Genomic DNA, 23,463 nt, shown 5'->3' with positions numbered 1-23,463 from the left:
AAGGCCGCGCGCCGCTACATCATGAAATTGATGCGGAACACGTTGCCCTCGGGATCGAGCAGCACCGACTGGTACCAGTTGTAGTAGGTGACGTACGGCGCCTTCACGAGCGTGGCGCCGGCCTCGAGCGCGACGGGCACCATGCGGTCGACGTCGGCCTGGCTGTCGACGTCGATGTTCAGCAGGAACTTCACGCCGCGCGTGTCGGAGAACTCGCCCAGGTGCAGAAGCTCGTAGGCATCGAGCGCGTTGAAGCCGAGGCTCGACTTGCCGGTGTCCAGCCCGCGGAAGATGGGCGAGCGGATCGCCTCGATCTCCTTGAAGCCGAATACGCGCTGGTAGAAGCCGCTGAGCGCGACCACGTCCTTGGCGAAGACGTTGACGTAGGAGAGATGGGCCATGGGTTCGGAGGGGCTCAGGCCGTGACCTTGGTGCCGCCGAAGGTCGTCTGCTTGACGAACTTCGAGGTGAGGTGGTCGCCCGAGGAGATGGGCGCGTACTTCGGCTCTTCGCCCGGTGCGAGGCAGCTCGGCAGGCACTCGACCATCGCGTCGTAGTTGGGCTGGTGGAAGAACACCAGCGACTGCCGGCGGTTCGTGCTCGCCACCTCGAAGGGCGGGTTGATCACGCGGTGCAGCGTCGACACCCACTGGTCGTTGGTCCACTGCATCATGAGGTCGGCGATGTTGACCACGAGGCCGCCCTCGACCTGCGGCACGTCCACCCACTGGCCGGCCTTGTTGAACACCTGCAGGCCCTTGTCGTCGGGCAGCACGATGGTGAGGCTGCCGTAGTCGCTGTGCGCGCCCGCGCGAAGCTGGCCGGGCAGCGGCTGCTCGCGCTGCGGCGGATAGCTCAGCACGCGGAACATGCTGATGTGCCTGTCGATCTTGTCGTCGAAGAAGGTCTCGGGCAGCGAGAGGCCGAGCGCGAAGACGCGCATCAGCGAGCGCGAGAGATCGCTCATCGCCTCGAAGTACTGCTCGTAGGCCTCCTTGAAGCCCTCGATGGGCGGCCAGCTGTTGGGCTCGAAGTGCGGGCCGGCGGCGGGGCCGCGGTGGTAGTCGTCGTCGGGCACGTTCGAGGGGCCGATGGAGAACGACTCCTTCAGGTCGCCCGGTGCCGCTTCCTCGAGGCTGTAGGAGAGGCCTTCCTCGCCCACCGCGCTGTAGCCGCGCACGGCGTCCTCGCGCGGGCGGTCGACCTTGCGCTTCTCTGCGAGCGGCATGTCGAAGAACCTGCGCGAGAGCGAGGACACGCGCGAGATCAGCTCTGGCGAGATGCCGTGGTTGGTGATGACGAGGAAGCCGATGCTGCGGCAGGCTTCGTCGACTTTCTTCGCTACCTCCGCCTTGCCTTCGGCGGTGCCGGCGAAGTAGGGCGCGAGATCGATGATGGGCACGGACAGCAGGGTCATGGCAGGTTCCTCATGCTTGGCATGCCTTTCGCCATGCAACGTCTGTGCCAGTTGGACCAAATGGACAAACAGCATCCGTCGCGTCAGCATGGTGCGCGGGAATGCGTTGCGAAGGCGGTCGCGGCGCAAGGCGATGCACCGTGGCCTTACAGTGGTGCGCGTTTGTCGATTCACGATCAGATCAAGAGCGAGGGAAGATGCCGAAGACAAAAGCGCTGGCTGCGAATGCCGGCAAGGAGAGCCCGGCGCGCAAGCGCGCGAAGCCCGCGGTGCGAAGCGCTTCCGCAGTGAACCGCCGGTTGCGTCAGATAGAGGACAAGCGCAGCGCGATCCTGGGCGCCGCGCTGGGGCTGTTCTCGCGCTTCGGCCTGCACGGCACCTCCATCGACCAGGTGGCCGCACGCGCCGACGTGTCGAAGAGCAACCTGCTCTACTACTTCGCGAACAAGGAAGAGCTCTACGTGAACGTGCTGCGCGACCTGCTCGCACTGTGGCTCGAACCGCTGCGCGGCTTCAGCGCCGAGCAGGATCCGGCCCAGGCCATCGGCGACTACATCCGCCGCAAGCTGGTGGTCTCGCGCGACAGGCCCGACGCGTCACGGCTCTTCTGCCTGGAGATGATCCAGGGCGCGCCGCTGCTGCGCGACGAGCTCGATCGCGAACTGCGCACGCTGGTGGAGAAGAAATCGGAAGTGATCCGCGCGTGGATCGATGCAGGCAAGCTGGCGCCTGTCGATCCGCATCACCTGATCTTCGCGCTGTGGGCGATGACGCAGCACTACGCGGACTTCGGCGTGCAGGTGCAGGCGCTGTCGGGGCATACGCTGGAGGACGAAGGGTTCTTCGAGCAGACCGTCGAGAACGTTCAGCGCATCGTGCTGCAGGGCATCGTGCCGCGCTGAGTCTTGCTCCCTCTCCCCTTGGGGAGAGGGCTGGGGTGAGGGTGGCGGCCTGAAAGTCACTGCTGCTGTTGCGAGCGCCGTTGCCCCCTCACCCTAACCCTCTCCCCGAGGGGAGAGGGGAGAAAACGGGTCAGTGCTGCGGCGGCGCAGCGATCTCGTGATACCGGCGATCGAAGTAGATGAGCCCCTGCGCCGCCCCGCCGATGGCGATGGAGACGGCTTCGCAGAACAGCACGTCGTGCGTGCCCGCGCTCGTCGCGTGCACCACGCGGCAGTCGAAGGACACGGCCGCGTCGTCGAGCATCGGCGAACCGGTGGTCTTGCTGCTCCAGCGCGCGGCGGCGAAGCGCTCGTCCATCGGCGTCTTGCCGCCAAATAGCGCCGAGAGCGACTGGTGCCCGGCAGCCAGCACGTTGACGCACAGCACGCCGTTGGCCTTGAACGCCGGGTACACCGAGGCCGAGCGGTTCAGGCACACCAGCAGCGTCGGCGGCTCGTCGGTCACGCTGCACACGGCCGATGCGGTGAAGCCCGCGCGGCCTGCGGGGCCGTCGGTGGTGATGATGTTCACCGCCGCGCCCAGCCGCGCCATCGCGTTGCGGTAGTCGGCCTTCTGCAGGCCCTGCGGCAGCAGGGCAGGGTTGGGTGACGATGGAGCAGGGTTCGAGGCCATGGCGTTGTGCAGCATCTCGCGTGACTCCTTCAGGCCAGCAGGCAGGCCTCGTCGAAGGACAGCCGCGGCAGGCGGCCGAACACCTTCGACGCGTCGCCGTGGCCGAGGTTGATGAGGAAGTTGACGGTCCAGTCGGAGCCCTCGAAGAAGGCCGCGCCGACCTTCGCCTTGTCGAAGCCCGACATCGGCCCCGCATCGAGCCCGACCGCGCGCGCCGCGAGCAGCAGGTAGCCGGCCTGCAGGCTGGCGTTGCGAAAGGCCGTCTCGTGCGCGGCCTCGGGGCTGCCGGTGAACCAGCTGCGTGCATCGGCATGCGGGAACAGCGTGGGCAGCCTGTCGTAGAACTTGCGGTCCCACGCGGCGATCACGGTGACGGGCGCTGCCATGGTCTTGTCGAGGTTGCCCTTGGAGAGGGCGGGCGCGAGGCGCTGCTTGCCTTCGGGCGTGCGCACGAAGACGAAGCGCGCGGGCGAGCAGTTGGCCGAGGTGGGGCCCAGGCTCGCGAGTGCGTAGATCTGCTGCAGCTGGGCATCGGTGACGGGTTCATCGGTCCAGCCGTTGTGGCTGCGCGCGCCGGTGAAGAGCAGCGAGAGCGCGGCGTCGTCGAGTGTGGAAGAGATGGTGGTGGTCATGCTGGAACGGCGGGTGCACTGACCCGCGAAAGAAAGTCGAGCAGGCTGCGGTTGAAGTCTTCGGCCTCGGTCACGCAGTGCGCGTGGCCGCCGTGCGGCACGAAGTCGAGCGTGACGTCGCGCAGGCCGTCGGCCAGGCGCTGCGAGCAGGTCCAGGGCACGAGCACATCGTCCCTGGCTGCGGCCACGAGCGTGGGCGCAGAGATGTCGGCGAGGCGCGCATCCACGTCGAAGGCCCGCAGGGCGGCGATGCGCGCGCGCATGTTGGCTTCGCCGGGAAAGTGCGCGAAGGCATGGTCGACTTCGTCGGCCACGCGCTGCGCGTTCTCGGCGGCCCATGCGGCGGGGTACAGGAAGATCGGCTGCGCCTCGACGTACGCGCGCGGACCGCATGCGCCCAGCAGTGCGAGCCGTGCATCGAAGCAGCGCGCCGAATGCGGGTTGGGCTTCGACCACGCGTTGACGAGCGCGAGGCTCGCGATGCGCGAAGGCGCATCCAGCGCGAGCTGCAGTCCGACGAGGCCGCCTAGCGCATGGCCCGCGAAGTGGCACCGCGAGGTGTTCGTCGCGTCGAGTATCTCGATCACGTCCCGCGCCATGTGCGCGATGGCGTAGGCCTCGGGCAGCGCGGCGGGGCTGCGGCCGGTGCCGCGCTGGTCGTAGGCGATGACGCGATGCCCTGCGGCGATCAGCGCGCCGAGCTGCGGCTGCCAGAACCCGGCCGAGCCGCCGAGGCCCGACGACAGCAGCACCGTGGCCGCTGCATCGGACGGTCCGTGCACCTCGTAGTGCAGCGCGCTCATGAAGCTCAGGCCTTCTTGCCCACGTGCGCGATCGACGCGATCTCGACCAGCGCGTCGGGCTTCACCAGGCCGCACTGGATGCAGTAGCGCGCGGGCTTGGTGCCGGGAAAGAACTCGGCGTACACCGCGTTGATCTTCGCGTAGTCGGCCCAGTCCTTGAGCATGATCTGGTTGAAGGTGACGTCGTCCATGGTGCCGCCGGCGGCCTCGACCACGCCCTTGATGGTGGTGAGCACGTGCCTGGCCTGCGCGCTCGCGTCGCCCACGTGCACCACGTTGTTGTCCTTGTCGAAGGGCAGTGTGCCCGACACGTAGAGCACGCCGTCGGCGAGCGTGCCGGGGACGAAGGGAGCGATGGGAACGCCGGTGCCGGGAGGAATGATGGCTTGCTTGGGCATGGTGGAAAGTCCTTGGTGAAGAAGATGGGGAAGGGAAATCAGGCAACGGCCGCTTCGGCCGGAGCGGATCGGGTTGCGAGCGAGGGCGCGAAGGTGCTGCAGAAGTGCTCTGTCGTGGACACCCAGCCGAAGAAGGTCTCGACGTTGTAGACCGATGCCTTCTGGATGGCGGGCCCGCCGAGCTCGTGCGTGGCGTCTTCCAGCATCACGGCGAAGTACTCGAGGTGGAAGGCGTCGCGCAGCGTCGATTCGACGCACACGTTGGTGGCGATGCCGGTGAACACCAGGTGGCGGATGCCGCGCGAGCGCAGCGTGCTGTCGAGCGTGCTGTTGAAGAAGCCGCTGTAGCGCGTCTTGGGCACGACGATGTCACCGGGCTGGGGCTTCATCTGCTCGATGAGCTCGTAGTCCCAGCCGCCCTTGGCGAGGAACTTGCCCTGCAGCTCGGGCCTGGCGCGCATGGTCTTGAGCGCGTTCGACTTGTGCCAGTTGGGCGAGCCGGGGCCGCCGGCTTCCACGTAGGCCGCGTCCCAGCCGTTCTGCAGGAACACGACCAGCATGCCGGCCGCGCGCGCCGCCGCGATGCTGCGCGAGATGCTGGCGATGGTGCCCTGCGCGCCGGAGATATCGAAGCCGGCCGAATCGACGTATCCGCCGATGGAGGCGTAGGCGTTCTGCATGTCGACGACGATCAGCGCGGAGTTGGTGGCGTGCAGTGCCAGCGGCTCGGGGCGCGCGGGCAGTACCAGCGGCGCGGGCGCACCGGGTGCGCGCGGCGCGCCCACGGGCGTGTTCGAGGTGAGGGTGGTGTTGCGTGCTGGAGTGGTCACGTGGCGTTCCTCCTCAGGCTGCGAGGCGCTCGGGCACTGCCTGCGAAGGCACGGGGCTCTGCACATGCGCGCGGCTCTTCATCAGCGGCTGGATGCGCTCGCCGAAGGCCTCGACGCCCTGAACGAAGTCGTCGAAGGTCAGCAGTACGCCCTCGGTGCCGGGCACCTCGGCCACTTCGTCGAGCATGCGCGCGACGCTCTCGTAGGAGCCGACGAGCGTGCCCATGTTGATGTTCACGGCCGAGGTCGGGTCGGCCATCTGGCGCACGTTGGTGTCGGCGCCCGATTTCGTGTCGGCCGCGCCCTGCTGGCCCAGCCATGCGATGGCCTCGTGGTCGGCGCCGGCCTTGTAGTGCTCCCACTTGGCGCGCGCGGCCTCGTCGGTCTCGTCGGCGATCACCATCATCAGCACGTAGGTGGTGACCTTGCGGCCGGTCTTCGCGGTGGCCTCGATGAGCTTGTCGGCCGCGGGGGCGAAGGCCTTGGGCGTGTTCACGCCCTTGCCGAAGCAGAAGTTGTAGTCGGCGTACTTCGCCGAGAACTCCATGCCCGCGTCGCTCTGGCCCGCGCAGATCACCTTCATGTCGGCCTGCGGCTGCGGGCTGAGGCGGCAATCGTCCATCTTGAAGTGGTCGCCCTTGAAGTCGGACGAGCCCTTGCCCCAGAGGTCGCGCAGCACCTGGATGTATTCGGACAGGTACTGGTAGCGCGTGCCGAAGAACTGGTCGCCGGGCCACATGCCCATCTGCGAGTACTCGGGCCGCTGCCAGCCGGTGACGAGGTTCAGGCCGAAGCGGCCGTTGGAGATGGAGTCGATGGTGGAGGCCATTCGCGCCACGATGGCCGGGGGCATCACCAGCGATGCCGCGGTGGCGAAGAGCCTGATCCTGCTGGTGACGGCGGCGAGGCCGGCCATGAGCGTGAAGGACTCCAGGTTGTGGTCCCAGAACTCCGTCTTGCCGCCGAAGCCGCGCAGCTTGATCATGGACAGCGCGAAGTCGACGCCGTAGCGCTCGGCCTTCAGCGTGATCTGCTTGTTGAGCTCGAAGCTGGGCTTGTACTGCGGTGCGTTCTCGGAAAGCAGCCAGCCGTTGTTGCCGATTGGAATGAAGATGCCGACGTTCATTGGAAGGGCTCCTGTTGCGGGTTCGGGAGGCTCCTTGCATGCGCCGTGCCAGATGAATAAGTTCTTTGATATCAATGGCTTACGGAAAATTCACGCTTTCCTTTTGACCATTTGGTCCAAAACGGAGCAGAAGATTCGGCGGGGCTGCGGCACCGCGGTGCGGCCGGGGCCAAAGCGGTGCAGCGCCCGCGTCACGGAGCACGCGGCAAAATCACGCCATGCCCAAGACCCCACTCCGTGCCGCCGCGGCCATCGGCGGCACCGCCGACGACGTCGAGGCGGCTTTCTACGAAGCGCTGCAGCGCGGCGACATCGACGCGCTGATGGCCTGCTGGGCCGACGAGGACGAGGTGTTCTGCGTGCACCCCGGCGGCCCGAGGCTGGTGGGCGCCGTGGCGATCCGCGCTGCCTTCGAGCAGATGTTCGGCAACGGTGCGATCCACGCCATGCCCGCGCGGGTGCGCAAGATCGATTCGCTCGCGAGCGCGGTGCACAACGTGCTCGAGCGCATCGAGGTGCTCACCGCCGAAGGCCCGCGCCATGCCTTCGTGCTGGCCACCAACGTCTATCACAAGACCGCGCAGGGCTGGCGCATGGTGGCGCACCATGCGAGCCCCGGCACCGCGCGCGAGCCGGACGACGCGAACGATCCGCCCCAGGTCCTGCATTGATCGATTGATGCTTTCTCCGGTCGTTTCCTTCTCTCCGGCTGCCTCTGCCGGAACCTCCCTCCAGCCGATGGACTACGCCGCGCCGCGCTGGCTGCCCGGCGGCAACCTGCAGACCATCTGGGCCGCGCTCTATGCCCGCCGCTTCGAAGGCCAGGCGCCGGCCTACCGGCGCGAGCGCTGGTCGACGCCGGATGGCAGCGACTTCATCGACGTCGATTTCGTCGACGCGCCGATGCCCGGCGCGCGGCCGCTGCTGGTGCTGTTCCACGGGCTCGAAGGCTCGTCGCGCAGCCACTACGCCGAGGCCTTCGCAACCTTCGCGGCATCGCGCGGCATGGCCTTCGCGGTACCCCATTTCCGCGGCTGCAGCGGCGAGATGAACCTCGCGCCGCGCGCGTACCACTCGGGCGACTTCGAGGAGATCGGCTGGATCCTCGCGCGCATGCGCGAGCAGCATGTGAAAAAGGGCGGCGGCCCGGTGCTGGCCGCGGGCGTGTCTCTGGGCGGCAATGCGCTGATGCGATGGGCTTCCGAGGCGGGAGAAACCGCCACGGGCGTGGTGAGCGCCGTGGCTTCGGTCTGCGCGCCGCTGGACCTCGCCGCGGGCGGCGAAGCCATCGGCAAGGGCTTCAACAAGCTGGTCTACACGCGCATGTTCCTCTCGACCATGAAGCCCAAGGCGCTGGCCAAGCTTGCGCAGTTTCCGGGCCTGTTCGACCGCGATAGGCTGGTGTCGTCGCGCAACCTCTACGAATTCGACAACGTCTTCACCGCGCCGCTGCACGGCTTTCGCGATGCCGACGACTACTGGGCGCGGGGCTCGGCCAAGCCGCATCTCGCCTCGATCCGCGTGCCGGCGCTGGTGGTGAATGCGCGCAACGATCCATTCATTCCGGCGCGCAGCCTGCCAAGGCCTGGCGAAGTCGGTTCGCACGTCACGCTGTGGCAGCCCGAGCACGGCGGGCACGTCGGCTTTCCGATGGGGCTGCCGCCAGGGCATGTGCGGGGCATGCCGGAACAGGTCGGTGGCTGGCTGCAGCTGCACGGCGGCGCCTCCGCTGACGGCGGGGGCTTGCCGCCGGGACGAGAATGACGCCATGGATGACATCGTCAAGCAGGCGCTCGCCAAATGGCCCAACGTGCCGCATTGCTACGGCTGGCTGGGCCTGGATGCGCGCGGCAACTGGTACATGCGCGACGACCGCACCCAGGCGCAGGGCCCGTTCCGCACGGCCAAGGGCTCGATGCTGCGGCACGACAAGCTGATCGAATTCATCCACCGCAACTACGAGCACGACGACGAAGGACAGTGGTTCTTCCAGAACGGACCGCAGCGCGTGTACGTGGAACTGGAGGCGGCACCGCTGGTATGGCGTGTCGCCGAGGATGCGAGCGGGGGCTTCGCCGTCACCGCTCATACGGGCGCGGCGGTCACGGTGTCGGGCTGCCTGCTCGACGAGGACGGACGGCTCTATCTGGCCTCGCCGCTGGGGCTCGGGCTGGTGCACACGCAGGACGTGGGCATCGCAGCCGAGGCTGTCGAACGCGGAATCTGGACGCCGGAGACGGTGCAGGCCAGCGATCTGCCCGCGCGTTTCGGACACGTGCTGAGCCCGGCCGGACGCCACGCAGCCGTCCCGCACACCTGAGCGGAAAAGAAAAAGCCGGCGCTGGGCCGGCTTTCTTCTTTTGGCTGATTAGGGAAAACGCTTACTTGGCTGGCGCACTCGCCGGTGCGGCAGGCGCCGCGCCCGAAGCGCCTTCGGCCGGCGCCGCGGCTGCGGCAGGGCGATCCGGCACCGGGAACTTGGCGCCGCCGGCATTGGCCATGTAGACCACGGCACGGCCCACTTCGAGGTCTTCGAAGTCGCCGCCGCCCTGCGGAGGCATGGCGCCCTTGCCCTTCAGGGCGTGTTCGAGCAGCGTTGCGTAGCCCTGGCCGATGCGCGGGCCCCAGGCTGCCGCGTCGTTCAGGTGGGGGGCACCGGGGATGCCGGGCGCTCCGTGGCAGGCGACGCACTGGGCCTTGAACACGGCCTCGCCGGCTGCGAGCGGGCGGTTGGCGTCACGGATCTCGATGCTGCCGACCTTCTTGAGGCGCTCGGCCACTTCGCGGTCTCGCGCCTCCTTGGTGACGCCGTAGAGCGCCATGTTGTCGCCCTGGGCGGTGCCGGCGGGCTTGTTGCCCGAGACCACGTAGGAGACAAGACCCACGATGATCAGGATCGGGGCAATGAAGGAAAAAAATACCGCGAGCAGCAGTTGCTTCGGGTTCTTGATCGGCCCGGTGTGGGCTTCTTCTGTGGCCTGGTAATGCGGGTCTGCGCTCATTCGCGTCCTCAATTATCGGGGGCTCGTCGGGGGGCTTTTCCTAACCAACCGGCGATTATAGAGAGAGCCCTTGCCGGCAGGAGCAAGGGACCTCCCTTATGGGACGCCTTGGCGTCTCGGCCACTCCGGGACGCCGGGAGCTTCCTCAGCCCTTGCCGCCCGCCGCGTCGTTGCTGTCGCGCGTGGCCCAGCCGCCACCCAGCGTCTTGTACAGCGTGACCTGGTTCTGCAACTGCAGCAGGCGCGTTGTCACAGCCGACTGCTGCGCAGTGAACAGCGAGCGCTGCGCGTCGAGCAGGTCGAGCGCGCTGGCGATGCCGTTGCGATAACGCAGGTCGGAGAGCTTGAAGCGTACGGCTTCCGCGTCGGCCTGCGCACGCTGCGCGCGCGCCTGCTCGCCCAGCGTCGCGCGGCCCGCGAGTGCGTCGGCCACTTCGCGGAACGCCGTCTGGATCGACTTCTCGTACTGCGCCACCGCGATCTCGCGCCCGGCCTTGGCCGAGTCGAGCGTGGCGATGTTGCGGCCGGCGTCGAAGATGGGCAGCGTCACCGTGGGCGCGAAGGACCAGGCCTTGGAGCCGCGGTCGAACAGGCCCGAGAACTCGCTGCTCGCGGTGCCGATGGAACTCGTCAGCGACACGCGCGGGAAGAAGTTCGCGCGCGCCGCGCCGATGTTGGCGTTGGCCGCTATCAGCTGCTGCTCGGCCGAGCGGATGTCGGGACGTTCGGCCAGCAGGTCCGAAGGCAGGCCGGCCGGCACGTCGGGCATCGGCTTGATGCCGTCCAGGCCCTTGGCGCCGCCGGCGGTGGCATCGGCCGGCACCGGCGCGCCCAGCAGCAGGGCGAGAGCGTTCTCGTCCTGTGCGCGGGCGCGCAGTTGCTGCGCATAGGCGGCACGCGCGGTTTCCAGCGCCGAGTTCGCCGACTGGAAATCGAGTTCGGACGACACGCCGTTGTCGAAGCGCAGCTTCGTGAGGCGCACCGACTCCTCGCGCGTGACCATGGTCTGGCGCGTGATCTCCAGCAGCTCGTCGTCGGCCAGCAGCGTGAGCCAGCCGTTGGCCACCGACGCGATCAGGCTGATCTGCACCGCCTTGCGGGTCTCGTCCGTGGCGAGGTACTGCGCCAGCGCCTGGTCCTTCAGCGCGCGGATGCGGCCGAAGAAGTCGATCTCCCAAGAGGTGAAGCCGAAGTTGACGGCGTACTGCGACGAAACGCTGCCCTGGCTCGGGTCGATCGCCTGGTAGGCGTTGGGGCTCGAGCGCGAGCCCGTGCCCGTCAGGCCGAGCGCGGGGAACAGGTTCGAGCGCTCGATCTGGAACTGCGCGCGCGCCTGCTCGATGTTGAGCACCGACACGCGCAGGTCGCGGTTGTTCGCGAGCGCCGTGCGGATCAGGCCCGCCAGGCGCGGGTCGGTGAAGAAGTCCTGCCACGGCAGGGTGGCCGCGGCCTGGCCCGGAGGCTGCGACGGGTCGCCCGGGTAGGTGGTGGGCACCGGCGCGGCGGGGCGCTCGTAGGTCGGGATCAGCGAGCAGCCGGCCAGCAGCATTGCCGCGGCCAGTGCCGTTGGAATGAATTTCGTCATTGTCATTGCGACTCCATGGCCGCTCGCGCTGCACGCACTGCGCGGCCTGTTCGGGAAACACCACGGAACCGGCTCTGCCGGGCCGCAGGTGTTGCCCCCTGCAAGGGGGTGGGCGTAGCGACACGCAGTGCGCGAAGCCTGGGGGTGTGCCCGAGTTCAGTCATGTTTGGTTTCCTCCGCGGAGATGCCCGCGGCTTCTGCATGCCGCTTGTCGGCCTCGTGCTGGCGCGCGCTGCCCTTGAACAGGCTGCGCACCACCACGAAGAACACCGGCACGAAGATCACGGCCAGCGCGGTGCCTGTCACCATGCCGCCCAGCACGCCGGTGCCAATGGCACGCTGGCTGGCGGAGCCGGCGCCCGAGGCGATCGCCAGCGGCACCACGCCCAGGCCGAAGGCCAGCGAGGTCATGATGATCGGGCGGAACCGCAGGTGGGCGGCGGCCAGGGCCGACTCGATGATGCCCTTGCCCTGCGCCTGCAGGTCCTTCGCGAACTCGATGATCAGGATCGCGTTCTTCGCCGACAGGCCGATGATCGTGATCAGGCCCACCTGGAAGTACACGTCGTTCGAATAGGCGCGCAGCATCGTTGCCACCAGCACGCCCAGCACGCCCAGCGGCACCACCAGGATCACCGACAGCGGGATCGACCAGCTCTCGTACAGCGCGGCCAGGCAGAGGAACACCGCCAGGATCGCGAAGCCGTACAGGATGATGGCCTGCGAGCCGGCGAGCTTTTCTTCTCGCGACTGGCCGGTCCATTCGTAGCCGAAGCCGGCGGGCAGCTGCGATGCGAGCTTCTCCATCTCGGCCATCGCCGCGCCGGTGCTGTAGCCCGGTGCCGCGTCGCCGCTGATGCGGATCGCCGGATAGCCGTTGTAGCGCACCGTCTGCGTGGCGCCCGTGACCCACTTGGTGGTCGCGAAGGCCGACAGCGGCACAGGCTGGCCCTGCGTGTTGCTGGCGTTCAGCTTGAGCAGGTCGTCCGGCTGCATCCGCGCCGGAGCGTCGGCCTGCACCACCACGCGCTGCAGGCGGCCGCGGTTGGGGAAGTCGTTGATGTAGCTCGAACCCAGCGCGGTCGACAGCGTCGCGTTGATCGCGTCGAAGCTCACGCCCAGCGCGTTCGCCTTGTCGCGGTCGATGTCGATCTGCAGCTGCGGCGCGTCTTCAAGGCCGTCGGGACGGACCTGCGCCAGCACCTTGCTCTGCGAGGCCATGCCCAGCAGCTGGTTGCGCGCATTGATCAGCGCATCATGGCCCGCGCCGGAGCGGTCTTGCAGGCGGAAGCTGAAGCCGCTGGCGTTGCCCAGTTCGGGAATGGGCGGCGGGCTCAGCGGGTAGATGAAGGCGTCGCGGATGCCCGAGAGCGCACCGAAGGCACGGCCGGCCAGCGCGCTGGCCGAGTGGGCCGGGTCCTTGCGTTCCTCCCAGTCCTTCAGCGTCACGAAGGCGAGGCCCGCGTTCTGGCCCTGGCCCGAGAAGCTGAAGCCCATCACGCCCACCATGCTCTGCACTTCGGGCTGCTTCAGGATGAAGCCCTCGACCTGCTGCATGACCGACAGCGCACGCTCCTGCGTGGCGCCGGGCGGCAGCTGCACGTTCACGATGATGTTGCCCTGGTCTTCCTGCGGCAGGAACGAGCTCGGCAGGCGGCTGTAGGTGAATGCCACGGCGCCGATGATGGCGACGTAGATCACCAGGTAGCGCGCGGCTCGGCGCAGGATGCGCGCGACGATGCCTTCGTAGCCCTTGGCCGTGCGTGCGAAGCCGCGGTTGAACCAGCCGAAGAAGCCGGTCTTCTCATGGTGATGGCCGGCTTCCACCGGCTTGAGCAGCGTGGCGCACAGCGCCGGCGTGAGCGACAGCGCCATAAAGGCCGAGAAGGCGATCGAGGCCACCATCACCGCGGAGAACTGGCGGTAGATGTTGCCGGTCGAGCCCGCGAAGAAGGCCAGCGGAACGAACACCGAGATCAGCACCACCGTCACGCCGATGATGGCGCCGGAGATCTGCCGCATCGCCTTGCGCGTGGCTTCGAGCGGCGAGAGCCCCTCCTCGCTCATGATGCGCTCGACGTTCTCCACCACCACGATCGCGTCGTCCACCACGATACCGATCACCAGCACCATGCCGAACATGGTCAGCACGTTGATCGAGAAGCCCAGCGCCAGCAGCGAGGCGAAGGTGCCCAGCAGCGCCACCGGCACCACGATGGTCGGGATGATCGTGTAGCGCCAGTTCTGCAGGAACAGGAACATCACGAGGAACACCAGCGCCACGGCTTCCAGCAGCGTCTTGACCACTTCGCTGATCGAGATCTGCACGAAGCGCGAGCTGTCGTACGGAATGGCCCACTTCACGCCCTGCGGGAAGTAGCGCTCGAGCTCGGCCATCTTGGCGCGGATCGCCTTGGCCGACTGCAGCGCGTTGCCGTTGGGCGTGGGCTGCACGCCGACACCGACCGCGGGCACGCCGTTCAGGCGCGCCGAGGTGGCGTACGACTGGCCGCCGAGTTCCACGCGCGCCACGTCCTTCAGCCGCACGGTCGAGCCGTCGGTGTTGGCGCGCAGCACGATGTTCTTGAACTGCTCGACGTTGACCAGCTGGCCGTTCACCGTCACCGTGGCCGCGATGGCCTGGCCGGGAATGTTGGGCAGGTCGCCCAGCGTGCCCGAGGACACCTGCGCGTTCTGCGCGCGGATGGCGTTGTTGACGTCGGTGGCCGACAGGTTGAAGCCCTGCAGCTTGGCCGGGTCGATCCACACGCGCATTGCGTTCTCGGAGCCGAAGAGCTGCGCCTGGCCCACGCCGACCACGCGCTGGAGTTCGGGCACGACGTTGCGCGCGGCGTAGTCGCCGAGCGCCACAGGGTCGAAGTTCGGGTTGTCCGAGGACAGCATCACGAACATGAGGAAGTTGTTGCGCGACTTGTCCACGCGCACGCCCTGCTGCGTCACGGCGGAAGGCAGGCGCGGCGTCGCGCGCGACAGCCGGTTCTGCACGTCCACCTGCGCGAGGTCGTCGTTGGTGCCGGGCTCGAAGCTGATCGTGATGGAGCCGGTGCCGTCGGCCTGGGCCACCGATTCCATGTAGATCAGGCCCGGCGAGCCGTTCATTTCACGCTCGATGACGGACAGCACGCTGTCCTCGAGCGTCTGTGCCGAGGCGCCCGGGTAGGCGACGTTGATGACGATGGCGGGCGGCGCCACCGGCGGGTACTGCGAGATCGGCAGCTGGGTGATTGACACGCCGCCCACCACCAGGATGAACAGTGCGATCACCCAGGCGAAGATCGGTCGGTCGATGAAGAATTTGGCCATTTGCGGGCGCGCTCCTGATTACTTCTTTTCGGCCGGGGCCTTGTCGGCCGGAGCCTTCTCAGCGGAGGCGGCTGCGGCGGGCGCGGCTGCCTCGGCGGCGGGCTTGGGCGCGCCGCCGTTGGGGTTCGGCTTGGTCCACGGGACTGCCTTCACCGGCGTGCCCGGCGGCATCATCTGCAGCTTCTGGAAGCCGTCGACCATCACCTGCTCGCCGGCCTTCAGGCCATCGAGCACAACCCACTGGTTGTCCTTGGCGGCGCTGATCTTGACGGTGCGCTTGCTGATCTTGCCGTCCTTGTCGACCACCGACACCGTATCGCCCTGCTGGGTGCGCGTGACGGCCTGCTGCGGCACCGTGATCGCGTTGGTGGCCTGGGCCTGCTCGAGCTTCACGCGCACGTACAGGCCAGGCAGCAGCTCGCCCTTGGGGTTGGGCACTTCGGCGCGCAGCGTGACCTGGCCGGTGGTGGAATCGACCGTGAGGTCGGAGAACAGCAGCTTGCCCTCGAGCGGGTAGTCGGTGCCGTCTTCCAGCACCACGCGGATGCTCGCGGCTTCGTCGCCGCTGGCGCGCTTGTACTGTCCGTCGGCCACGGCCTTGCGCAGCTTCAGCACGTCGGAGGCCGACTGCGTGAAGTTCACGTACAGCGGGTTGATCTGCTGCACCACGGCGAGCTCGGTGGCGTCGCCCTGGCCCACCAGCGCGCCTTCGGTGACGAGGGCGCGGCCGATGCGACCGGCGATGGGCGAGGTCACGTCGGCATAGCCGAGGTTGATCTTGGCCGTCTGCACCGCTGCGCGGCCGGCGGCCACGTCGGCTTCGGCGGTTTTCTGCGATGCGACGGCGGTCGCGTATTCCTGCTTGCTCACCGCGTTGGCCTCGACCAGCGGCTTGTAGCGGTCGGCCAGGGCCTTGGCCTGCACGGCGTTGGCTTCGGCGCGTGCGAGCGTGGCCTGGGCGTTCTGGGCGGCGGCCACCAGCGGCGCCGGATCGATGCGGAACAGCAGCTGGCCGGCCTTCACGTCGCTGCCTTCGCGGAATTCACGTTTCAGCAGGATGCCCGATGCGCGGGCGCGGACCTGGGCGACGCGGGAGGCTTCGAGGCGACCGGGCAGTTCGGTAACAAGTCCGACGTCGGTCGGCGCGGCCACGACCACGCCGACTTCGGGCGCGGGATGACCGCCACCACCACCGCCTCCGCCGCCCGGACCTCCGGGTGCGTCGCTCTTGCCACAGCCCGCGAGGACCAGCAGGACGACGGCGGCCACGGTCGCGAGGCGCGGCGAAAAGGACGATTGGCGCGAAACATGCAAGAGAGGCATGCGATTCCTTTGAAGCGAAGACGGGAGATGGCGCGTTCGCGGGGCGAACCGGAAACCTGTACGGCCAGGTGGGCCATCGGGGAAGCCGGCTAGTTTACATACATTCATGGATGTATAGTGACAGCCGAGCAATGGCCCCACGATACATAGAGGGCGTTGTCTTTACAAATCAGGAGACTTGGTGGCACGTCGTACGAAGGAAGAAGCATTGGCCACGCGGCATCGTCTGCTCGACGCCGCGGAGCTGCTGTTTCAGGCGCAAGGCGTCTCGCAGACCACGCTGCAGCAGATCGCGCAGCAGGCCGGCGCGACGCGTGGCGCCATCTACTGGCACTTCAAGGACAAGGCCGATCTCTTCAACGCGATGATGGAGCGCGTCATCCTGCCGCTGGAGACCACGCCGAGGGCGGCCGCCACCGCGCCCAACGTCGAGGACCCGCTCGCCGAGATCGAGGAAGGAATGGTCCACGCGCTCAACCTCATGACCACCGACCTGCAGGTGCGCCGCGTGTTCGACATCGCGACCCACAAGGTCGAATACACGCACGACATGGCCTCGGTGCAGCAGCGCCACCTGGATGCGCGCAACGCCTGCGTCGCCGATTTCGAGAAGGCCCTGCGCATGGCCGCGCGCCGAGGCCGCATCAAGCTGCCGGTGCCGGGCCATGTGGCGGCGCAGGGGCTGCACGCGCTGATCAGCGGGCTCATCCAGAACTGGCTGCTCGACCCGGAAGCTTTCGACCTCGTGCCGACGGGAAGGCGCACCTTCAGGGTCTATCTGGCGGGTCTCGGCTTCGCCCGGCCGCAACCGGGAGCCGCGGCTGCGGCGGAGGCCGAAACTGTCGTCGTCTGATAGGCGATAATGTCGGACTCCGGTGCAAACCGGATCCCAATTTCTCGCTGTATTTCAACGGATAGAATTCGGCCCTCCGAAGGCTGAGATCCAGGTTCGATTCCTGGCGGCGGGACCAGTTACGAAGCCGGACACTTGCAAAGGTGTCCGGCTTTTTTGTTTCCCCTCCGAACAGAGGCGGTCCGTCGTCAGAACTTCGCCTGCAGGCCCGCCACCACCTGGCGGCCCATGCCTGGCAGCACCGTGAGGTTGTTCCAGGAGGCGACGTAGAAGGTCTTGTCGAACAGGTTGTTCACGTCCAGGGTGAGCCGGACGCGTGGATTGATCTGCCAGTAGGCCGTCAATCGCACGGTCGTGTAGGCCGGCAGGCGGTAGGTGTCGGTGGCGTTGCCGGCGCGCTCGCCCACGTGCACCAGGCCGCCGCCGACGCCGTAGCGGCCGTCGAGCAGCCTGTCCTCGCGGATGGCGAACAGGCCGCCGCTGACGCGCGGGATGTTGGCCACCCTGCGCCCCAGCATGGCCGGGTTGTTGTCGCGGGTGACTTCGGTGTCGGTATAGGCCAGGTTGCCCGTCAGGCGCCAGTGGGCGTCGAGTTGCCCCGCCACGTCGGCCTCGAAGCCCCGGCTTCGTGCCTGACCGGCGGCGACGTTGAAGTTGGGGTTGGTGGGGCTGCGGGTGAGCACGTTGTTCTTGCGGATGTCGAACACCGCCATCGTGGCGGTCAGGCGCTCGTCGGCCGAAAGCCATTTGGCGCCCGCTTCCAGCGCGCGACCGGACTGCGGCGCGAATGCGTTGCCATTCTCGTCGCCGCCCGAATTGGGCCGGAAGGACTTGCCCGCGCTCGCATAGAAGGACAGCCGGTCGCTGACCAGGTAGGTGATGCCCACGCGCGGCGACGTGGCCGAATGGCTCTGGGTGGTGGTCTTGCGCGCCAGCAGGTCCTCGTAGTCCTGGTGGAAGCGGTCGAAGCGCACGCCCGCCAGCAGCTTCCAGTGCGGCGACAGATCGATCTGGTCCTGCACGAAGACGCCGGTGGCGCGCTGGCTGTCGCGCGTGTTGAACAGGGGCGAGAGCGGCGCGGTCCGGGCCCGGCCGTAGACCGGGTTGTAGATGTCGATCGCGTAGGGCGCTGTAGCTACGTTCGAATAATCGCCGTACTGCCCCATGAACAGCCGCCAGGATTCCACGCCCGCCAGCAGCGTGTGGCCGATGCCGCCGGTGGCGAACTTGCCCTCGACCTCGGCCTGGACCGACGTGTCGCGCGACGGCAGGCTGCGCCAGCTGTCCCGTCGATTGAGGGTGCGGTTGTCTGCCCGCAGCGTGCTGTTGAGGTCAACCGCGTCGCCGAAGTAGCGGGTCTCGCGGTAAGAAGTGCCGACCCGGGCGCGCCAGCCCGTGCCCAGCTCGCGGTCCACCGTCAGCTGATGGGTGTCGCCCTCGATGTGCATGTTGCCCCGGTCGGGCTCGCCCAGGAAGCGGTCTCGTGGAAGCACGCCGGTGTTGCCGTTGATCTGGATCACGCCGCGGTCGAGCGGTGCGCGGATGCGGACGAGCTCGGCCTCGTACTGCACCACCGTGCGGCTGTCGGGCGTCCAGGTGACCGCCGGGGCAAGCACCTGCTTGCGGCTGTCGATCAGGCTGCTGCGGCTCGCGCCGTCCTCGGCCACCGCGTTGAGCCGGTAGGCGAAGCTGGTGCCGATGGGGCCGGTGGTGTCCAGCGTCGCGCGCCTGAAGCCCCGCGTGCCGACCTCCACGCCGACGGTGTGCGCGGCTGTGAATTGCGGCTTCTTCGTGACCACGTTGATGGTGCCGCCAGGCTCGCTGCTGCCGTAGAGCGCGGCGGCCGGGCCTTTCAGGAACTCGACGCGCTCGACGCTCGCCACGTCGCGCTGCGGCCCGTAGCCGCGGCCCGACGGGAAGCCGTTGAGCAGCGAGCCGCCCTCGGTGTTGCTGAAGCCGCGGATCGCGAAGTTGTCCCAGGTGCCGCCGAAGTCGTTGAGCCGCGCGATGCCGCTGACGTAGTCGATGGTGTCGCCCAGCCGCGTCGCGCCCAAGTCCTCGATCAATTGGCGCGGCACCACCCGCACTGCCTGTGGTACTTCGATGAGCGGGGTTTCGGTGCGCGTGGCCGCGGTGCCGCCGCGAGGGCCCGCATAGCCCGAAGCGGAGCCCTCGGAGCGTTCCTGGATTTCGATCGTCCGAAGCGTGCCGGAGGTGCCGGCATCGGCCGCCTCCTGCGCGAACAGGTCGGAGCCGGGCGTGAGCGTCAGCATGGCGGCGAGGGCGGATGCGGCGCGGGGAAAACGAGGGTGAGAGCTGGGAGAAGAAAGCACGGAGAGATGTCGCGAGGAGAGGGGAACAGAGGCTTCGTCCTGTGATGGAAACCTGGCAGCAGGCCTGAAGCTGGGGGCGCGAATCCTAGCACTCAATGAAAACAACTCTCATTTACATGATGGTGACATTTGAGCCGGTTTTGACGAAGCTACGGCCGGGCACCGGCCAGCACGAACTCTTCTTCGCCACACCTCGCCGCGAGATCGCCACGTCGGCGGACATGCCTTGCGATGGAGGCCGGGAGATGCTGCAACGCGATGTCGCCCTGGGCATGGCCGTACTCGTCGCTGCATCGCTTGAAATTGTCCGCATCCACGAAGAGCACCCAGCGCCGCATCGAGTGCGCGCCGATTCTTCAAGCCCGCGAGCGAATCGGGTGCGGCCACCGCGATGAACGGCGTCGTCGTCGGCGTCGTCAAAGTGCCTTCCGCCGCGGAGCCTCGATGACCCGAACTCGCCTGCACACGAACGCAAAGCCGTCCTACTTCGGCAACCATCGATGCGGCCATTCTTTCAGTCACTCCGTGGATTGCTCCACGAGCTGCAGCTGCCGTGCGCAGCGTCCTCACTCCGAAAACGCCTGCCACGGAAGCACGACCACCATGACCAGCAAGCCCCAACCCGCTATCGCCCGCATCTGGCGCGGCCGAACCCGGCCTGAAGTTGCCGATGAGTACGAAGCCTACAACCGCGCCGAAGGCGTACCCTCGGCGTCCAGCTCCTGCGAGAGGACCGCGACGACGAGACCTGGTTCACGACCATCTCCTACTGGCCCGACATGGAATCGATGACCGCGTTCACGAAGGGTGATCCGCTGACCGTCCACCACCTGCCGCGCGACAAGGAGCTTTTGATCGAACTGCCCGAGAGGATCCAGATCCATCGCATCGTTGTGAATCGATAGAACGTCCACCGGCGACGGGCACGAGTCTGCGTTGACCACTCCGTGCATTCCGAAGCTTCGCCAGACAACTCTGGGGACAGTTCCGGAACAAGTCGGTCCTTATCCACAGCCGGGGCGACTTCCAGGATGTTGTTCCATTTCCGGTTGCATGCGCGAAGCAGGCGCACGCACAGCGGTGCGGCAACCGCAAGTCCTTGTCGCGCAAGGAAAAAACCCCGATGTCCACAGCGCGGGTTTACCCTTATCTACTACTACTATCTTTAAATAACAGAGTAAGTAGATAAGAAGCGAAAGCTGGCCGGACCCGGCCGCGCGCGCCATTCGGCTGCCGGAAATCGCGAACGACCGGCTCGCCAGGCATCGACCTGTGAACATTCGAAATCTCGCTGTCGAGCGGCGATAGGCGGCGCGGCCGGCACGCGCATTCGTTCACGAATCCGTGCGCCATCTCGCCATCGGCGGAAGGAAGGCCGAGCGCGCCCGGATACTCCGACGAAACACGCCGCCGAACAGAGCGGCAACGAATGATTTCAGGGAGGATCCATGTCCATCTTCGATGGCACGCGCCGGCACGTTCGCCCGGCGCCGTGCGCCGTTGCGTCCGCGGTGGTGCGATGACGCGCCGGGTTTCCATTCAGACCCCGTTGGGGGAAGCGCTGCAATTCCATTGGCTGACCGGCCGCGAGGCGCTGAGCCGGCTCCACGACTTCGATGTGGAACTGCTGGGCAGCAGCAACAGCGTCGATCCGAAGATGCTGCTCGGCAAGACCGTTACCCTGGCGATGCAGACCGAGAGCGGCGGCACGCGCTACCTGGGCGGTGTCGTCGCGTCCTTCGGCCTGGCCGGAGAGGACGCACGCCATAGCTTCTACCGAATGAAGCTGCGCCCATGGCTGTGGCTCGCGACGCGACGCAGCGACTTCCGAATCTTCCAGGGCAGGACCGTTCCGGACATCGTCGCCGACGTGCTCGAAGCCTACGGCTACCCCATGGAGAAGCGGCTGGCCCGCGATTACCGCGTGTGGGAGTACTGCGTGCAGTACGGCGAGAGCGATTTCTCCTTCGTCTCGCGGCTGTGCGAGCTGGAAGGCATCTACTACTACTTCCGGCATGAGGCTCAGCGGCAGGTGCTGGTGTTTGCGGATGACGTGCTGGGCTCGCACGATCCGATGCCCGGAGGGGAGACGGTGCGGTTTCATCCGTTGGAGAAGGCGGGAATGACCGGCGGTGGCGATGGCTCGAACGAACGCATCCATGAGTGGCGCACGAGCGAAGAAGTCCGTTCCGGCCTGCACTTCACCAACGACTACGACCCGCTCAAGCCAAAGGCCGACCTCTCCAGCCGGCGGGAGCTGCGCACCGGCCACTCGCACGACGAGCTCGAGCTGTACGAATGGCCCGGTGGGTACAGGCATTACGACGACGGCGAGGCCTGTGCACGCACCCGCGTCGAAGAGCAACTGAGCGGTGGCAGCGTTGCCAGCGGCCGCTCCAACAGGCGAGAACTCGCGCCGGGCTGCATCTTCGAGCTGGCGGGCCATCCGAGGGGCGATCAGAACCGCAAGTACCTTCTGACTGCCGTCGACTACGAGTTGCGGGAGAACCTCCGGGCCACCGAAGGCGCCGATGCCGGCGAAGGCTCCGTCCAGCGCTTCTGCTTCGATGCGCAGCCCGTGAGCCACGCGTGGCGCCCGCCGCGCGTCACTCCGAAGCCCCGCACCCGCGGACCTCAGACTGCCATCGTCGTCGGGCCGAAGAACGAAGAGATCTGGGTCGACCAGTACGGCCGCGTGAAGGTGCAGTTCCATTGGGACCGCATCGGGCAACGCAACGAGAACTCCAGCTGCTGGATCCGCGTATCCATGGCCTGGGCCGGAGAGACATTCGGGGCGGCTGCGCTGCCGCGCGTCGGCCAGGAGGTGGTCGTCGATTTCCTCGGCGGCGACCCGGACTGTCCCATCATCACCGGCCGTGTGTTCAATGCCGAGAACATGCCCGCGTGGCGGCTGCCCGACCAGCAGAACCTATCGGGCCTGCGCAGCCGTGAATTGAAGGCGGGTGCAGCAGGCGGATCGCGCGGCAACCACCTGGTGCTGGACGATCAACCCGGAAAGATCCAGGCACAGCTCAAGAGCGACCATCTCAGCAGCAGCCTGAGCCTCGGCCACATCGGGCGCATCGACGACACGGCAGGCCGTAAGGACGACCGCGGCGAGGGCGCCGAGTTGCGTACCGATGGCCATGCCGCGGTGCGCGCAGCAAGGGGCTTGCTGCTCAGCACCGAGCCGAGGCCCGGAGCCGATGCGCACATCACCGATCTTGGGGAAACAGTCGCACGCCTGACGGCCGCGCGCGACCTGCATGAACGGCAGAGCCGGACCGCGCAGGAAGCGAAGGCGCACGAAGCGGGCGACCAGGACGCGGTCACCCAGGCCCTCAAGGAACAGAACGATGCGATCAAGGGCCGCCATTCGCGGCAGGGAGATTTCCCTGAACTCCGCGAACCGCACCTCGTGCTCGCCAGTGCGGCAGGCATCCAGAGCACGGCGGCGGGCGCCACCCACATCGCCAGCATCACGCACAACGCGTTAAGCAGCGGCGGGCACACCAGCATCAGCGCCGGCAGGAGCTTTCTGGTGAGCGTGAAAGAGGCCGTACGCCTTTTCGCATACAAGGCCATCCGCCTGACCGCAGCCACGGCCGGCATCGACATCGTCGCCCTGCAGAACAGCATCAACCTGCTGGCGAGGCTCGACATCAAGATGGAGTCCGACAGGATCAGCATCAGCGCCAAGGAAGAGGTCGTCATCAACGGCGGCGGCAGCTTTTCCAGGTGGAGTGCCTCCGGCATCGTGCACGGCACCCAGGGCCTTTGGCGCGAGCACGCGGCCACCCACAGCTATGCAGGGCCGATGGACATGGCCAAGCGCCGTCGCATGGAAGGCGTGAGCCACGACGACAGGTACAGCGTGCGCTTCGCGCCCCTTGGCAGCGACGAGATCTTCAAGCACGAGGGCATGTCGGGGCTGCCCTACCGGATCCTCGGCGAGAAGCGCCAAACGCTGGCCGAAGGCGTCATTCCCGACGACGGACGGCTGCCCCGCGTCGCATTCGAAACGCCGGACGAGGCAGTGCTGGTGGTGGGCGAGGAAGCGTGGGACTGGACGCCCGTTCCGACGATCCGCTCCGAGCCAGACAGCGCGGAAGACGATGACCGGGCCGATGACGACGGCGAGACCGAATCGCCGGGAGCGGAAGGCTCCATGTATGCAGCGGCTGCAGGCGCTTTCGACCCCGGCCACTTTCTTTCCGAGTCCGCCATCGAAGCCCACCTGAACGGCTTGGCTTGAGCTAGGG

General features: G+C 67.4%; 20 protein-coding genes, 1 tRNA gene and 1 pseudogene. 8 read left to right on the top strand and 14 right to left on the bottom strand.

Features of this window, described 5'->3' with window-relative positions:
- Positions 1-14: 14 nt before the first annotated feature.
- Together ABL838_RS28645 and ABL838_RS28640 are read right to left on the bottom strand one after the other, a co-directional pair.
- On the bottom strand, positions 15-401 hold the full coding sequence (locus tag ABL838_RS28645) for a VOC family protein (protein ID WP_418118165.1): 387 nt from the start codon (positions 399-401) through the stop codon (positions 15-17).
- A 14-nt stretch (positions 402-415) separates the two neighbouring features.
- The gene (locus tag ABL838_RS28640) at positions 416-1,417 is read right to left on the bottom strand and encodes an isopenicillin N synthase family dioxygenase (RefSeq protein ID WP_418123044.1); all 1,002 of its coding nucleotides are present in this window, start codon (positions 1,415-1,417) and stop codon (positions 416-418) included.
- Between the two features lie 197 nt (positions 1,418-1,614).
- Here ABL838_RS28640 and rutR point away from each other — a divergent pair, with 197 nt between their 5' ends.
- Positions 1,615-2,319 (top strand): HTH-type transcriptional regulator RutR, encoded by a 705-nt coding sequence (gene rutR / locus ABL838_RS28635; protein ID WP_418118163.1) that lies wholly within the window; start codon positions 1,615-1,617, stop codon positions 2,317-2,319.
- A 130-nt stretch (positions 2,320-2,449) separates the two neighbouring features.
- On the opposite strand, the gene rutF is transcribed toward rutR, so the two are convergent.
- From rutF to rutA, 6 genes are read right to left on the bottom strand one after another with little or no spacing between them, the layout of a single operon-like run.
- The gene (gene rutF / locus ABL838_RS28630; protein WP_418123043.1) at positions 2,450-3,007 is read right to left on the bottom strand and encodes an NADH-dependent FMN reductase RutF; all 558 of its coding nucleotides are present in this window, start codon (positions 3,005-3,007) and stop codon (positions 2,450-2,452) included.
- A 14-nt stretch (positions 3,008-3,021) separates the two neighbouring features.
- Positions 3,022-3,624 (bottom strand): malonic semialdehyde reductase, encoded by a 603-nt coding sequence (locus ABL838_RS28625; RefSeq protein WP_418123041.1) that lies wholly within the window; start codon positions 3,622-3,624, stop codon positions 3,022-3,024.
- On the bottom strand, positions 3,621-4,427 hold the full coding sequence (rutD, locus tag ABL838_RS28620) for a pyrimidine utilization protein D (RefSeq protein ID WP_369660604.1): 807 nt from the start codon (positions 4,425-4,427) through the stop codon (positions 3,621-3,623). The genes ABL838_RS28625 and rutD overlap by 4 nt, the downstream gene beginning before the upstream one ends.
- Before the next feature lie 5 nt (positions 4,428-4,432).
- Complete coding sequence (gene rutC, locus ABL838_RS28615; protein ID WP_019657601.1) at positions 4,433-4,825, bottom strand: pyrimidine utilization protein C; 393 nt, start codon at positions 4,823-4,825, stop codon at positions 4,433-4,435.
- 38 nt (positions 4,826-4,863) lie between these two features.
- Positions 4,864-5,655: a pyrimidine utilization protein B gene (rutB, locus tag ABL838_RS28610; protein WP_418123039.1), complete on the bottom strand. Its 792-nt coding sequence runs from the start codon at positions 5,653-5,655 to the stop codon at positions 4,864-4,866.
- Between the two features lie 13 nt (positions 5,656-5,668).
- Entirely contained in the window at positions 5,669-6,781 is a 1,113-nt protein-coding gene (gene rutA / locus ABL838_RS28605) for a pyrimidine utilization protein A (RefSeq protein WP_126025102.1), read from the bottom strand.
- A gap of 218 nt (positions 6,782-6,999) precedes the next feature.
- On the opposite strand from rutA, the gene ABL838_RS28600 reads away from it, so the two are divergent.
- From ABL838_RS28600 to ABL838_RS28590, 3 genes are all read left to right on the top strand, one after another.
- Entirely contained in the window at positions 7,000-7,452 is a 453-nt protein-coding gene (locus ABL838_RS28600) for a YybH family protein (protein WP_093206406.1), read from the top strand.
- A gap of 67 nt (positions 7,453-7,519) precedes the next feature.
- Positions 7,520-8,545, top strand: a complete 1,026-nt coding sequence (locus ABL838_RS28595) for a YheT family hydrolase (RefSeq protein ID WP_418123038.1) — start codon at positions 7,520-7,522, stop codon at positions 8,543-8,545.
- Between the two features lie 4 nt (positions 8,546-8,549).
- Positions 8,550-9,101 (top strand): DUF2946 family protein, encoded by a 552-nt coding sequence (locus ABL838_RS28590; protein WP_369660608.1) that lies wholly within the window; start codon positions 8,550-8,552, stop codon positions 9,099-9,101.
- Positions 9,102-9,162: 61 nt separating this feature from the next.
- On the opposite strand, the gene ABL838_RS28585 is transcribed toward ABL838_RS28590, so the two are convergent.
- From ABL838_RS28585 to ABL838_RS28570, 4 genes are all read right to left on the bottom strand, one after another.
- Positions 9,163-9,783 carry a c-type cytochrome gene (locus ABL838_RS28585; RefSeq protein WP_126025099.1) on the bottom strand — a complete coding sequence of 207 codons (621 nt, stop codon included), beginning with the start codon at positions 9,781-9,783 and terminating at the stop codon, positions 9,163-9,165.
- Between the two features lie 145 nt (positions 9,784-9,928).
- Positions 9,929-11,368: an efflux transporter outer membrane subunit gene (locus ABL838_RS28580; RefSeq protein ID WP_126025189.1), complete on the bottom strand. Its 1,440-nt coding sequence runs from the start codon at positions 11,366-11,368 to the stop codon at positions 9,929-9,931.
- 156 nt (positions 11,369-11,524) lie between these two features.
- Positions 11,525-14,692, bottom strand: a complete 3,168-nt coding sequence (locus tag ABL838_RS28575; protein WP_126025098.1) for an efflux RND transporter permease subunit — start codon at positions 14,690-14,692, stop codon at positions 11,525-11,527.
- A gap of 18 nt (positions 14,693-14,710) precedes the next feature.
- Positions 14,711-16,015 (bottom strand): efflux RND transporter periplasmic adaptor subunit, encoded by a 1,305-nt coding sequence (locus ABL838_RS28570; RefSeq protein WP_369660610.1) that lies wholly within the window; start codon positions 16,013-16,015, stop codon positions 14,711-14,713.
- Positions 16,016-16,193: 178 nt separating this feature from the next.
- Here ABL838_RS28570 and ABL838_RS28565 point away from each other — a divergent pair, with 178 nt between their 5' ends.
- Together ABL838_RS28565 and ABL838_RS28560 are read left to right on the top strand one after the other, a co-directional pair.
- A complete protein-coding gene (locus tag ABL838_RS28565) occupies positions 16,194-16,868 on the top strand; it encodes a TetR family transcriptional regulator (protein WP_418123037.1) in 675 nt (224 codons plus the stop codon).
- A gap of 43 nt (positions 16,869-16,911) precedes the next feature.
- A tRNA-Arg gene (locus ABL838_RS28560) sits at positions 16,912-16,986 on the top strand.
- A gap of 70 nt (positions 16,987-17,056) precedes the next feature.
- Here the strand turns inward: ABL838_RS28560 and ABL838_RS28555 are convergent.
- Together ABL838_RS28555 and ABL838_RS28550 are read right to left on the bottom strand one after the other, a co-directional pair.
- Positions 17,057-19,141, bottom strand: coding sequence for a TonB-dependent siderophore receptor (locus ABL838_RS28555; RefSeq protein WP_418123036.1), 2,085 nt, complete (start codon positions 19,139-19,141; stop codon positions 17,057-17,059).
- 230 nt (positions 19,142-19,371) lie between these two features.
- Positions 19,372-19,576 (bottom strand): annotated as a pseudogene (locus ABL838_RS28550) (diguanylate cyclase domain-containing protein); the annotation flags it as partial.
- Between the two features lie 404 nt (positions 19,577-19,980).
- Between ABL838_RS28550 and ABL838_RS28545 the strand changes: the two are divergent.
- Both ABL838_RS28545 and ABL838_RS28540 read left to right on the top strand, forming a co-directional pair.
- Positions 19,981-20,106, top strand: a complete 126-nt coding sequence (locus ABL838_RS28545) for a hypothetical protein (protein WP_260319502.1) — start codon at positions 19,981-19,983, stop codon at positions 20,104-20,106.
- 614 nt (positions 20,107-20,720) lie between these two features.
- Positions 20,721-23,456, top strand: a complete 2,736-nt coding sequence (locus tag ABL838_RS28540; RefSeq protein WP_418123034.1) for a type VI secretion system Vgr family protein — start codon at positions 20,721-20,723, stop codon at positions 23,454-23,456.
- The last annotated feature ends 7 nt before the right edge of the window (positions 23,457-23,463 follow it).

It is taken from the genome of Variovorax sp. 160MFSha2.1, from assembly GCF_048305075.1.
Lineage (GTDB): Bacteria > Pseudomonadota > Gammaproteobacteria > Burkholderiales > Burkholderiaceae_C > Variovorax > Variovorax guangxiensis.
This window is presented reverse-complemented; position numbering and strand designations above follow the sequence as displayed.